Annotated in this window: 9 protein-coding genes and 1 pseudogene; 6 read left to right on the forward strand and 4 right to left on the reverse strand. The window is 61.1% G+C overall.

Annotation, left to right across the window (positions count from 1 at the left end; translation table 11 throughout):
• Positions 1-163 precede the first annotated feature (163 nt).
• A complete protein-coding gene (locus BLT65_RS37555; RefSeq protein WP_091788004.1) occupies positions 164-1123 on the forward strand; it encodes a sensor domain-containing diguanylate cyclase in 960 nt (319 codons plus the stop codon).
• Positions 1124-1169: 46 nt separating this feature from the next.
• On the opposite strand, the gene BLT65_RS37560 is transcribed toward BLT65_RS37555, so the two are convergent.
• Both BLT65_RS37560 and BLT65_RS37565 read right to left on the reverse strand, forming a co-directional pair.
• On the reverse strand, positions 1170-2165 hold the full coding sequence (locus BLT65_RS37560; RefSeq protein WP_007737742.1) for a MerR family transcriptional regulator: 996 nt from the start codon (positions 2163-2165) through the stop codon (positions 1170-1172).
• Between the two features lie 290 nt (positions 2166-2455).
• Positions 2456-3484, reverse strand: a complete 1029-nt coding sequence (locus tag BLT65_RS37565; RefSeq protein ID WP_091788007.1) for a LacI family DNA-binding transcriptional regulator — start codon at positions 3482-3484, stop codon at positions 2456-2458.
• Between the two features lie 227 nt (positions 3485-3711).
• On the opposite strand from BLT65_RS37565, the gene BLT65_RS37570 reads away from it, so the two are divergent.
• The 5 genes from BLT65_RS37570 (at position 3712) to BLT65_RS37590 (ending at position 10093) form a co-directional block, all read left to right on the forward strand.
• Positions 3712-4863, forward strand: a complete 1152-nt coding sequence (locus BLT65_RS37570) for an ABC transporter ATP-binding protein (protein ID WP_091788010.1) — start codon at positions 3712-3714, stop codon at positions 4861-4863.
• Positions 4864-4878: 15 nt separating this feature from the next.
• Complete coding sequence (locus BLT65_RS37575) at positions 4879-6870, forward strand: beta-galactosidase (RefSeq protein WP_091788116.1); 1992 nt, start codon at positions 4879-4881, stop codon at positions 6868-6870.
• Between the two features lie 58 nt (positions 6871-6928).
• The gene (locus BLT65_RS37580) at positions 6929-8194 is read left to right on the forward strand and encodes an ABC transporter substrate-binding protein (protein WP_091788013.1); all 1266 of its coding nucleotides are present in this window, start codon (positions 6929-6931) and stop codon (positions 8192-8194) included.
• 81 nt (positions 8195-8275) lie between these two features.
• On the forward strand, positions 8276-9229 hold the full coding sequence (locus tag BLT65_RS37585) for a carbohydrate ABC transporter permease (protein WP_007737738.1): 954 nt from the start codon (positions 8276-8278) through the stop codon (positions 9227-9229).
• Positions 9230-9241: 12 nt separating this feature from the next.
• The gene (locus BLT65_RS37590) at positions 9242-10093 is read left to right on the forward strand and encodes a carbohydrate ABC transporter permease (protein ID WP_042307357.1); all 852 of its coding nucleotides are present in this window, start codon (positions 9242-9244) and stop codon (positions 10091-10093) included.
• A gap of 636 nt (positions 10094-10729) precedes the next feature.
• Here the strand turns inward: BLT65_RS37590 and BLT65_RS46790 are convergent.
• Positions 10730-10927 (reverse strand): annotated as a pseudogene (locus tag BLT65_RS46790) (flavin reductase); the annotation flags it as partial.
• A gap of 173 nt (positions 10928-11100) precedes the next feature.
• Entirely contained in the window at positions 11101-12468 is a 1368-nt protein-coding gene (locus BLT65_RS37600) for a hypothetical protein (protein ID WP_091788019.1), read from the reverse strand.
• Positions 12469-12652: the final 184 nt, after the last annotated feature.

Genomic DNA, 12652 nt, shown 5'->3' on the forward strand with positions numbered 1-12652 from the left:
TCAGCCAGGGCAATTACGCGTGCATTTGAGCCAACTGAGCAGGGCGTAATCGTTTCATTTACCGCAGGCTGCGGATAGAATTTGTACCCGGTTCCGTTCAACCTGCGGCGGATCGCGCGGTGCTAAAGGAGTATCGCGTGTTCGCGTTTAATCCGGATCTCGAATGCTGCGACCATCAATGCCACATAACGAAAGTGAACGCGTGGAGACTTTGCGTTCGCTTCACATACTCGATACACCGCCGGAAGAACGGTTCGACCGTCTCACACGCCTTGCGCGGCGGCTGTTCGGCGTGCCCATTGCGGCCGTCACGCTGGTCGACAGCCATCGCCAGTGGTTCAAGTCGCATCCCGGCATCGATGCTTCGGAAACATCACGCGATGTGTCTTTCTGCGGCCACGCGATTCTCGACGACGAACTGTTCCTCGTGAACGACGCGTTGCTCGATGTGCGCTTCGCCGACAATCCGCTTGTTACGGGCGATCCGAATATCCGCTTCTACGCGGGCTATCCGCTCACCGTCGACAACGGCAGCCGGCTGGGCACGCTATGCCTGATCGACGTGAAGCCACGCGCATTGGATGACGAAGAGCGCGTGCTGTTGCGCGATCTTGCGCGCATGGCCGAGCAGGAAATCTCCGCCGTGCAACTCGCGACCACGGATGAACTGACAGGCCTGTCGAATCGCCGCGGCTTCGAGTCACTCGCGCAGCATGCAATCAGGCTCTGCAAGCGCGCACAAAAGCCCGCGTCGCTGCTGTTCTTCGACCTGAATGGCTTCAAGAATATCAACGACGTGTACGGTCACGCGGAAGGTGACCGCGCGTTGATTGCATTTGCAACGGTATTGCAAACGGCATTGCGCGACAGCGATGTGATCGGCCGGTTAGGCGGTGACGAGTTCGTCGTGTTGCTGAGCGACTCGGACGAAGAAGGGACGACGCAGACCATCGCACGTCTCAGACATCAACTGGATGTCCACAATCAGTCCGCGCAAACGCCTTATCAATTGCATTGCAGCGTGGGCACGGCGACGTATGCGCCGGACAGCCCGCAGAGCATCGACGACCTGCTCGCGCAAGCCGACGGCGCGATGTACGCGAACAAGCGCTCGCAACGCTGAAGTCTGGGCGGTTGCGCAAACGTTTAGCGTAGCCGCTTCTGTTGTATCAGCGCGCTGTCAGCGATTTTTCCAGCGCCCAACGTTCCTCGCGTTCGAGCCGCAGCAGTGCATGCTCGAACATCGCGCGCGCACGGCCCGAGATGTTCGCCAGATAGACATGCAGCAGCGCATCGGCGGGCGTGCGCGACGCGCAGCTGACGCTGTACTGCTCGAATGCGCTCAGCTGCATGATGATGCTCGCAAGATGCTTCGGGCATTCGCACGCGACGGTGGTCGACGCATGCGCCATCGCCATCAAGGTTTCGTCGGAGTAGTGTCGCTGCGGCGCGGGCTCGCGCATGTCGGGCTGCGTGGCAGCTTGTCCCGTCTTGCGCTGGATGTCGCTCATCATATGCGCGATCGATGCCTGATCGAGCGGCTCGCGTATCGTGCGCACGCCGACGCGCTCCAGCAGATTGATCGTGTTGGCGGCAGCGAACGAATACACCACGACGATGTTCTCCGCGTGAGTCGACGCGCTCAACGCGAGCACGCGCTCGACATCGTCGGCATGCAGCGACGGCAGATGAATGATCAGCACATCGGCGGGCTGGTTCATGCGCTCGGTGAACGCGGCCGTCATGTTCTCGAAGACTTTCGGCTCGCTCGCGAGTTCGGCCTGCATCGCGTGCAGATGCTGGCGAATGGTCTGCGCGAGCGCCGTGCCGACGATGCGCAGCCGCAAGCCCGGCCGCCCCTCCGTGAGCGGCGACACAGGCGTCTTGTCGACATGCATGAACGCGAGCCGTTCGAGTTCGCCCGTCTGCAAGGTGGCGATCGAGCCGATCGAATAGCCGCGATCGACGAGCCCCTTGATCATCGCGACGCGCCGCACGTCGGCTTCGCTGTACAGGCGATGCCCCGATTGCGTAGTGGGCGGTGCGACGACGCCATAGCGGCGCTCCCAGATACGCAGCGTGCCGACGGGGAGATTCGCCATGCGGGCGACGGCCCCGATGCGATAGCGCGGCACGACTTCTGGATCATCCACTGTGTTGTTCATGAATCGAAAACCCTTGGGAAAGTCGATTCGAGTCTAACAAGCGCGACGATGATTTGAGGCGGATTTTTTTATTCAATGATGGCGCAAAGCCGCATAAACAAACGCTTTGCGCAATGCAAGCCTTTGACACACAAGCCTTTGCGGGTTCTTGTCCTCATTCTGTCCCGCCAATGCGGCACGTTACGCAAACATCGCTTGTACTGATTTTGACCAGGATCGAGTGATGCGAGATATGTCATGCCTGATCGTGTGATGTATGAGGAAAGCCTCAGCTTCGGTGCAGGTAGGCGTCAGCGTTTGCTTGTGGAGCCGCGCACGATCAACTGCGGCGCGGACGTCACGCACACGCGCGGTGCTTTCTGGTGCGCGCCATGCTTGCCCGCTGGCCGCTCGATCAACTCGCGCAGCAACGACACGGCGAGCTCGGCGGCTTCGACGGTTGGCACCGCGACGGTTGTGAGAGGCGGGCGCGATTGCTGCGCGAGCTGAATGTCGGTGATGCCGACCACGGATAGATCGCGCGGCACGTCGCGCCCGAGATCAGCCGCCGCGTGGATCGTGCCGAGCGCGGGCAGGTCGTTGGTCGCGAAGATGGCGGTCAGTTTTGCGTCGTGCTCCAGCAGATGGCGCGCTGCGGCATAACCGCCCTCGGTCGTATCGGGTGCGTAACGCACGTTTTTCGCGGGCACTTTGAGGCCTGCCTCGCGCATTGCATCGACAAAGCCTTCATAGCGCGATGCGTGAATACCCGAGGGCTTGCTGCCGACAACCGCACCGATGCGCGTGTGCCCAAGCTCGATCAGATGCTTCGCGGCAAGCTGGCCCGCAAGACGGAAATCGACGGCGACGCACGGCAAGCCGGGTGGATCGTCGGGACGTTCCCACATGCACAGCACCACGGGTGCGCCGCGCGCTTCCGTTTTGCGCAGATCGTCGAAGTCGAGGTTGGCGTTCATCACAAGCACGCCTTCGGAGAGCGTGCCCGCAATCTGCTCCAGATACGCGCGGCCCGCGTGCGGATCTTCATTGGTGTTGCAGATGATGACGAAGTGGCCGCTGGTGCGCGCCGCGCGCTCGACGGCCAGCGCAAACTCCGGGTAGAACGGGTTCGCGATGCTCGACACCATCAGCGCAATGGTCGGCGCGCGTCCTTCGGCAAGTGCGCGCGCTGCGAGGTGCGGACGGTAGTTGAGCGCTTCGACGGCTTCGAGCACGCGCTGACGCGTCTGCTCGCCGACGCGCCCGCGATTGCGCAGCACGTTCGAAACGGTGGCCGACGTGACGCCGGCGCGCCGCGCGACTTCGCTCAAGGTGGACATGTTTCGCAACGCTTATTCAATATGTGGGACTGGCGTTCATCATTTGCATTGGCTACGAAGGCGGGGCACCATGCGCAAAACGACAGAACGAATTATCGGAGACAGCCTTACACGGCCAACAAATGGCCTTCAGAAGGGCCAGCGATCGCAATGCGGTCGTTTTTTCGGCCGTTCAGATTAAGCGCTTAATCTCCGCTTCGGGCTGATTAAATCACGGAGTCGAAGCGATGGCGAGCATTTCGTTGAAGGGCGTGCAGAAGGCGTATGGAGACAACGCGCCCGTGATCCGCAACGTCGATCTGGAGATCGGCGAAAACGAGTTTTGTGTGTTCCTCGGCCCGTCGGGCTGCGGCAAGTCCACGTTACTGCGCATGATTGCGGGCCTTGAAGACGTGACGGACGGCGACCTGTCGATCGGCGGGCGCATCGTCAATGACGTGCCCGCTGCCGAGCGTGGTGTCGCGATGGTGTTCCAGAGTTATGCGCTGTTTCCGCACATGAGCGTGTACGAGAACATGGCCTTCGGCCTCAAGCTCGCGAAGAAGCCGAAAGCGGAAATCGACAGCAAGGTGAAGGAAGCGGCACGCATCCTGCAACTCGAAGCGCTGCTCGACCGCAAGCCGCGCGCGTTGTCGGGCGGGCAGCGGCAGCGTGTCGCGATTGGCCGCGCGATCGTGCGCGAGCCAGGCGTGTTTCTGTTCGACGAGCCCTTGTCCAATCTCGACGCCACGTTGCGTGGTCAGACGCGAATCGAAATTGCGCGTCTGCACAAGCAGTTCGCGACCGCGAGCGTCGTCTATGTGACGCACGATCAGACGGAGGCGATGACGCTCGCCGACAAGATCGTGCTGCTGCATTCGGGCAAGGACACCGAGCGCTACGGCAGCATTGCGCAGATCGGCGCGCCGCTGGAGCTGTATCACCGGCCCGATAGCCGCTTTGTCGCGGGCTTCATCGGCTCGCCGCGCATGAACTTCCTGCCGGGCAGAGTCACGGCGATCGACGCACAAGGCGTCGACGTCACGCTCGATCACACGAATGAAACGCTGCGCGTCGAGGTCGACGGCAGCACCTTGCAAGGTGGGCAGCCCGTCACGCTCGGCGTGCGCCCGGAACATCTCGAACTCGTCACCGACGATGCATCACGACGTGATGCAACGCTCGCACGCACCATTTCGCTGATCGAGCATCTCGGCGAGCATAGCTACGTGCATCTCGAACAACCGGGCGGCGCCGTGCTCATCGCGAAGGTGCCGGGCAACGCTCGCGTCGAACAGGGCGAGCGCGTGGTATTCGCCGCGCCCGCCCGTGCCTGCCATCTTTTCACCGAAGACGGATTCGCCGTGAAGGCGCTCAACTCCGTCGAACACTACGCATAAATAAGGGACATGCGCATGCGCCTTGGAGTCTGTTACTACCCGGAGCACTGGCCGGAATCGATGTGGAAAGACGACGCGCGCCGTATGAAGGCGCTCGGCATCGAGCAGGTGCGAATCGCTGAATTCGCGTGGAGCCGTATGGAGCCGTCGCCGGGCGAATACGATTGGGCCTGGCTCGATCGTGCGGTCGACGTGCTCGGTGACGCCGGTTTGCAGGTCGTCATGTGTACACCGACGGCGACGCCGCCGAAGTGGCTGATCGACCGTCATCCCGACATTCTGCCCGTGGGCGCGGATGGACGTCCGCGTGCATTCGGCTCGCGCCGTCATTACGATTTCTCGTCGCCTTCGTATTTCGAAGCGTCGCGCAAGATCTGCGAGGCCGTCGCGGAGCGTTACGGCAAGCATCCTGCCGTCGCGTACTGGCAGACGGATAACGAATTCGGTTGCCACAACACGGTGGTCAGCTATTCGCCCGCAGCCGTCGCGCGTTTTCGCGTGTGGCTCAAAGAGCGTTATCAGAACGTCGACGCATTGAACCGAGCGTGGGGCACCGTGTTCTGGAGCATGGAGTACCGCAGCTTTGACGAAATCGATGCGCCCATTGCGACCGTCACGGAAGCGCATCCTTCGCATCGACTCGATTACCGGCGTTTCGCATCCGATGAAGTCGCGCGCTACAACCGCATGCAGGTCGAGATCATTCGCGCGCATTCGCCGGGCCGGCCTGTTGCGCACAACTTCATGCAGCTGTTTACCGAGTTCGATCACTACAAGGTCGCGCGCGATCTCGATGTAGCCACGTGGGACAGCTATCCGCTCGGCGCGCTCGAAGAGCAGTGGTACGCCCCTGATATCAAGGCGAAGTTCCTGCGCACCGGGCATCCCGACTTCGCGTCGTTCAACCATGACGTGTATCGCGGTATGTCGAAGCTGCCGTTCTGGGTGATGGAGCAGCAGCCGGGTCCTGTGAACTGGGCGCACTGGAATCCTGCGCCGCTGCCGGGCATGGTGCGTCTGTGGAGCTGGGAAGCGTTCGCGCATGGTGCGGGCTGCGTGTCGTACTTCAGATGGCGTCAGGCGCCGTTCGCGCAGGAACAGATGCATGCAGGGCTCAATACGCCCGACAATCGCCTCGACATTGGCGGCAGCGAAGCGGAGCAGGTCGCGCACGAGATCGCAAAGGTGTCGGCGGCTGATGCCGATGCGAACGCGAACGTGCGCAGCAAGGTCGCGCTGATCTACGACTACGAAGCCAAGTGGCTCTTTGAAATTCATCCACAGGGCGCGGACTTTCATTACCCGCGCTTCGCGTTCGAGTACTACTCGGCGCTGCGTTCGCTGGGCTTCGACGTCGATGTGATTCCCGCCGATGCGCCGCTCGACGGCTACTCGATGATCGTCGTCCCGCCGTTGCCCGTCGTGCCTGGCGACTTCGCGGTGCGGCTCGCGGCATCGGGCGCGCAGATCGTGCTCGGTCCGCGTACCGGCTCGAAGACGCCTGATCTGCAGATTCCCGCGAACCTGCCTCCGGGCGCGCTCGCATCGCTGCTGCCGATCCGTGTGTGGCGCGTCGAATCGATGCGGCCGAATGTAACTGAGCCCGTGCAGGTGAACGGCGCAAGCGATGGACTGCGCGAAGGTCACGCACGTCACTGGCGCGATCTGATCGATGCCGCCGACGAACGCAGCTTCGGTGTGCGCGCGCGTTTTGCCGACGGTCATCCCGCGTATGTGCAGCACGGTTCCGTTCACTACTTCGCGAGCCTGTTCGACGATCGTCTGACGGAGTCGCTGTTTGCGCGCATCGCGACGGAAGCGGGTCTTACGCCGACACCGCTCGGCGACAGCGTGCGTATCAGCCGGCGCGGCAAGCTCACGTACGTGTTCAACTATACGAATGCACGGCACGTGATCGAAGGTGTCGATGCATCGCGTTTCGTGGTCGGTGCGCATGAAGTCGAGCCGCAAGGCGTCGCGGCTTATCGTACTGAATGTACGGAATAACTTCGCAACGTAGCAGTGATCCCAGCAGGTTAGAACCAGGACACAAGGAGACAGGAAGATGAAAGCAGGAAAACTCAAAGCGCGCACCGCAATTGCAGTGGCAGCCATCGCAGTCGCCGCAGCCGTCTCGCCGTTCGCGGCGACGACGGCCGAAGCGGGCACGATGACGATCAACATCGCGTTCAAAGGCGCAAGCCAGCGCGCGGTGTGGCAATCGGTGATCGACGACTTCAAGAAGGCGCATCCCGACATCGACGTGAAGGCGTCGTTCGTCGATGAGGAAGCGTACAAGGTACAGTTGCCGGGCTGGCTGTCGACCGTCGCGCCCGACGTCGTGAACTGGCACAACGGCGAGCGCATGGCGTACTACGCGCGTCGCGGGCTGTTTGAAGACCTGAGCGGCGACTGGAAGAAGAACGGCTGGGACAGCATGTATGCATCGACGAAGGAATCGTCGACGTACAACGGCAAGCAGTATGCGGCGCCGACCGTGTACTACTCGTGGGGCCTGTTCTATCGCAAGGACCTGTTCCAGAAGGCTGGCATCGCATCCGAGCCGAAGACGTGGGACCAGTTGATGGACGCGTGCAAGAAGCTGAAGGCGGCGGGCATCACGCCGTTCGCAGTGGGCGGCCGCGATGCATGGACGCTTGCCGGCTGGTTCGATTATCTCGACCTGCGCATCAACGGCAACGCGTTCCACCAGAAGCTGATGGCGGGCGAAGTGCCGTACACCGATCCGCGCGTGAAGAAGGTCTACACGACGTGGAAGCAGTTGCTCGACGACAAGGACTTTATCGACAACTCGTTGTCGTACGATCTGGACGCAGCGCAACCGTTCATCTTCCAGGGCAAGGCCGCGATGATGCTGATGGGCACGTTCATCACGGGCGGTTTCCCGCCGAACGTGAAGCCGAACATGAGCTACTTCCAGTTCCCGATCATCGACTCGAACGTGCCGACGGCGGAAGACGGTCCCGTCGAATCGCTGCATATTCCGGCCAAGGCCAAGAACAAGGCCGATGCGCACACGTTCCTCGCGTTCGTCGAAACGCCGGAGCAGGGCGCGAAGCTCGCGACGGGTCTTGGCTCGCTGTCGGCGAACAGCAAGTCGCCTGAGCCGGAAGATCCCATTTCGAAGATCGGTTTCCAGATTTTGTCGAATACGAAGGGCGGCATTGCGCAGTTCTACGATCGCGACATGACGAAGGAAATGGCCGACGAAGGGATGAAGGGCATGCAGCAGTTCATCGCCGATCCGACGAAGATCGACGCGATCCTTGCGCAGCTCGAGCAGACGCGCAAGCGTATCTACAAGAAGTAAGGATGTAAGGCAGTGGCGCCGGATGCGCATCGACATGCGCGTCCGGCGCGAAGCAGCAATTTCGTTGCATGGAGAATCGTCGTGTCGCACTCCGTTACACGTCAGGACATCAACGGCACGCCGCCGTCGCAGCCGCAGGCGTCGCCAGCGCCGCGAGCCACGCGCAAGAAGCGTGGACCGTCACCCACCGCGCGTCGGCAGCGCAAGGCCGCGCTGTTGTTTCTCGCGCCCGCGTGCTTCATGGTCGCGGTGTATGTGGTCTGGCCGATCCTGTCGTCGATCTGGCTCAGCTTTTACAACTGGGACGGCATGACCGACAAGGTCTTTGTCGGTCTCGCGAACTACATCGAACTGTTTCAGGCGCCGACTTTCTATACCGCGCTGAAGAACAACCTCATCTGGCTCGTGCTGTTCCTGCTCGCGCCGCCGATGGGGCTCGCCGTCGCGCTCTATCTGAACCAGGCGGTGGCGGGCATACGCGTCGTGAAGTCGCTGTTCTTCGCGCCATTCGTGTTGTCGGGCGTCGTGGTCGGGCTGATCTTCTCTTGGTTCTACGATCCGACCTTTGGCCTCTTTGCCGTGATACTCGGCCACGGCGTGCCCGTGCTCGGCGACGCGCACTATGCGACCTTCGGCATTATCTTCGCCGCGCTATGGCCGCAGACCGCGTATTGCATGATTCTTTATCTGACGGGTCTGACATCGCTGAACAGCGAGCAGATCGAAGCCGCGCGCATGGAAGGCGCGAAGGGCTGGTCGATGCTGTGGCATGTGGTGCTGCCGCAGTTGCGGCCCGTCACCTTTATGGCAATCGTCGTCACGATAATCGGCGCACTGCGCAGCTTCGACCTGATTTCGGTGATGACGGGCGGCGGGCCATTCGAAAGCTCGACCGTACTCGCTTATTACATGTACGACCAGGCGATCAAGTATTACCGCATCGGCTATTCGGCATCGATCGCCGTGGTGTTGTTCGCGATCATGCTCGTGTACATCGTCTATCACCTGCGCCGTATGCTGCGCAACGAACAGTAAGGAGCGGACGATATGTACCCGATGCCCGTTGCCAAATGGAAGCCGTTCAACCGGCGGCTGTACAAGTTGACGTTGCCGGTTGCGCTATTGATCTGGCTATTACCGATGATCGCCGTGCTCGTCACGTCGGTGCGCTCGACGGAAGAACTGAGCGAAGGTAATTACTGGGGCTGGCCGAAGCACATCACGCTCATCGACAACTATCGCGAAGCGCTCACCACGTCGCCGATGCTGCATTACTTCTGGAACAGCGTGCTGATTACGGTTCCTGCCGTGGTCGGTTCGATTGCGCTCGCGGCGATGGCGGGTTTCGCACTGGCCATCTACAAGTTTCGCGGCAACACGACGCTCTTCGCGACCTTTGTTGCGGGTAACTTCGTGCCGGTCCAGATTCTGATGATTCCCGTGCGCGATCTGTCGTTGAGCCTTGGTGTGTTTAATACGCTTGGCGCGCTGATTCTTTTTCACGTGTCGTTTCAGACGGGGTTTTGCGCGCTCTTTCTGCGGAACTTCATCAAGCAGTTGCCGTATGAACTGGTCGAGGCGGCGCGTATTGAAGGAGCAGGTGAGTGGACGGTGTTCTTCCGCATCGTGCTGCCGCTGATTCGCCCTGCGCTTGCTGCGCTCGCCATTCTTGTTTTCACGTTCGTCTGGAACGATTATTTCTGGGCGCTGTGCCTCACGCAAGGCGACGACGCCGCGCCGATCACGGTTGGGGTCGCGGCGCTCAAAGGGCAGTGGACGACGGCGTGGAATCTGGTGTCGGCCGGTTCTATTCTGGCTGCGCTGCCTTCTGTTGCGATGTTCTTTGCGATGCAGAAGCACTTCGTTGCAGGGCTTACGTTTGGCGCGACTAAGGGTTGATGCGGTTTTTTTTCTGTTGTCTCCTGGTAGAAGGTTGCCCGCGCAAGCGGGCTTTTTTTTGGTGCGCCGAGCATGCGCAACAGCTTGGGGGTGCAAGTCCCCTGTCCAACCTGATGGTGGTGAAGGACTAGCGAAACGCAAGGGCGTCGTCGTGAGGCGGGGTCTGAAGGAAGCGTGTAGCAAAGCCACGACCTGACGAACAGAAACCAGATACGAGGCCTACCCGACCGGACGAGCGAGCAATGATCGCGAAGTCCATGACCATCAAGGCGCGGGGTGGTAGATCTGGCGGGTGTGTGGTGAAGGCGGTTGATATCCACTGAGAATTGACCCGGTGGGTCAGAATTCGGTGGAAATCAACAATTATGGCTATCAAAATCAATGGTGCGCCGCTGGTCCCCGCCCCGCTGCCCGCGTCAGAATGGCGTGATGTACCGGGTTATGAAGGGCTGTATGTCGTCAATCGTGCGGACGTGGTGCGGCGTGTAGGCAGGGCTAAACCCTGTTCATCGTGCGCCAAGCTCACAGAGGCCGATGTACGGGCTATACGTGAGTCCGTTGGGGCTGGATATGCGGCCCTGCGTGCAGAGTACGGCATAGGCAATTGCGCACTACACGCGGTGATTCACCGTCTGACAGCGGCGGTTTCAGCGAGCCCGACATGAAGGCATTCGCTGTCATCGCATGCAATGATTCGCCGCTTCCGCTCGATATCACCACGACGCCCGTCGCGAAGCGGCCCAGTGCGTGGCGGAAGCGCCGCTCGTCGAAACAATGTTCGAGCGCGATTCCCGCGACGTCTCTATCACCAACCGGGAGTGCTCGGGCATTCATCTGAGGCCCTCGCTGCGCGATCACCCGCAATCACCCTCTCTCACCTTCACCGGCTGCTTCGCCGACCGCATGCGTTCTTCAGTCCATTGCATACATTGAAGCAAACCACCCACATGCGTTACTGTTCGTAAACACACGTTGATCGTACAAATTCCGGCACAGTCCGCGCGCCGTCACGGCATGTGCACCAGTTCAGTGAGTATCGGCTTGAGCCGGTGGAACGGGCTGAAGCCCATTGAAAGGCAGCATTCGGGTGTTCTGAAGCTCAGGCAGAAAAGCAGCGCAAGCAGCAGCAGCGCCTTGCGATGGCGTGCCGTTGTACCGCGCACAACGCCAAGCGCGTCGTACAGCGCGAAATGGCGTGCTGCATCGACCTTTGGCTTCCAGCGCTTTGGCACGGCGGCAAGCAGGTCAGGCGGCGCGATGAGGCGCGCGTCGTCGACGAACATCAGAAACAGGTAGCAGATCGTCACCGAGGAAATCCAGCGTCCCCAGTCCACACCGAGCACAAACATCGGCCCGCAGGTGACGAACAGAAAGGCAAGCTTGGCGAGATGCCAGCGCACCGTATCGAGGTCGCTGGTGGGCGCCTCATCGAGGGGCGCGTGCGCGCCGCGCTCGCGCGTATTGCACAGTGTCAGCAGCAGGAGCACGGCTGCCGTGCCCGCGCCCGCGAAGCCCCAGATCCAGAACTGTCCCGATGTGAAAATGTGCAGCACGCCGCCCAGATTGTTCATTACGGTCCAGCCGATTGCCTCCATGCCGCCCGTGACGACCCCCGGTGTTTCGGGCGAGATGCGCGCGCGATCGACGGGACCGAGCAGGCTCCACATATGGGCGACGACCTGTTCGCTGCCCTTGAATTTCGCGCAGATGGCGAACATCACCACCTGTAACACGACGGCCGCCCATGTGAAGCGCGCAAAGCGCTTCTGTCCGGGCAGGCTCGACGCAATGCTGCGTGCGAGCAGCCACGCGGCCGGGAACGACATGAACAGATACGACTCGTGAACGAGCGGCAGAATTGCGCCCTGCACGAACAGCAACGCGAAAAACGCCAGGGCGAGACGCACCTTCTGCGTTTCGAGGCGCGCCTTGATGATTGCGCCATACAACATGCAATCGATGCCCAGCACGACGTGGAAGATGATTTCCTTGCGGAAGAAGTATGCGTTGCCGAGTGCCATCTGAAAGAGGCCGCCCGGAATCAGGATAGCGAGCGTCAGCGCGATCACGCTGCGGGCGCGCGACCGGAGCCACAGCACGAGGAATACGGCGTAAAGCAGCACGTAATTCAGGAACACCAGATAGTTGACGGCAATCAGGCTGTCGCCCGAGCCGCTAAAGCGGTTGGTCAGCCTGTCGATCACCCAGCCGCCGAGACCACGGCGGATGAAGCCTGCGTCATAGCTGATGCGCCACTCTGAATAGGCCCACGTGCTCCACTTCAGATGCGCCGGTTCAGACATCGTGGCCACCCAGACCAGCGTGATCGACGCGATGACGAGCGTCAGCGCCGCATACTCGAATGTTCGTTTCATGGGTCCATCTCCGGAGACGGTCTCGCACGCCGATACTAGTCAGTGGTCAATGCAGGCGCTGTTCGATACAGCACATAGCCGGCGCGCGTCGTGATGTTGCGTGCGCTGGTCCACAGCGACCGTGGGATACCGTACCGAAGCGCGCAGGCCGACTGGCTACGATGCAGTGTCGAATCGCGCGCGT

Source organism: Paraburkholderia steynii (assembly GCF_900100565.1).
Taxonomy (GTDB): Bacteria; Pseudomonadota; Gammaproteobacteria; order Burkholderiales; family Burkholderiaceae; genus Paraburkholderia; species Paraburkholderia terrae.

What these genes read in the sequence shown, in the direction of transcription:
- BLT65_RS37555 (WP_091788004.1), top strand. Translation starts at nt 164, where the DNA reads ATGCTGCGACCATCAATGCCACATAACGAAAGTGAACGCGTGGAGACT.
- BLT65_RS37560 (WP_007737742.1), bottom strand. Translation starts at nt 2,165, where the DNA reads ATGAACAACACAGTGGATGATCCAGAAGTCGTGCCGCGCTATCGCATC.
- BLT65_RS37565 (WP_091788007.1), bottom strand. Translation starts at nt 3,484, where the DNA reads ATGTCCACCTTGAGCGAAGTCGCGCGGCGCGCCGGCGTCACGTCGGCC.
- BLT65_RS37570 (WP_091788010.1), top strand. Translation starts at nt 3,712, where the DNA reads ATGGCGAGCATTTCGTTGAAGGGCGTGCAGAAGGCGTATGGAGACAAC.
- BLT65_RS37575 (WP_091788116.1), top strand. Translation starts at nt 4,879, where the DNA reads ATGCGCCTTGGAGTCTGTTACTACCCGGAGCACTGGCCGGAATCGATG.
- BLT65_RS37580 (WP_091788013.1), top strand. Translation starts at nt 6,929, where the DNA reads ATGAAAGCAGGAAAACTCAAAGCGCGCACCGCAATTGCAGTGGCAGCC.
- BLT65_RS37590 (WP_042307357.1), top strand. Translation starts at nt 9,242, where the DNA reads ATGTACCCGATGCCCGTTGCCAAATGGAAGCCGTTCAACCGGCGGCTG.
- BLT65_RS37600 (WP_091788019.1), bottom strand. Translation starts at nt 12,468, where the DNA reads ATGAAACGAACATTCGAGTATGCGGCGCTGACGCTCGTCATCGCGTCG.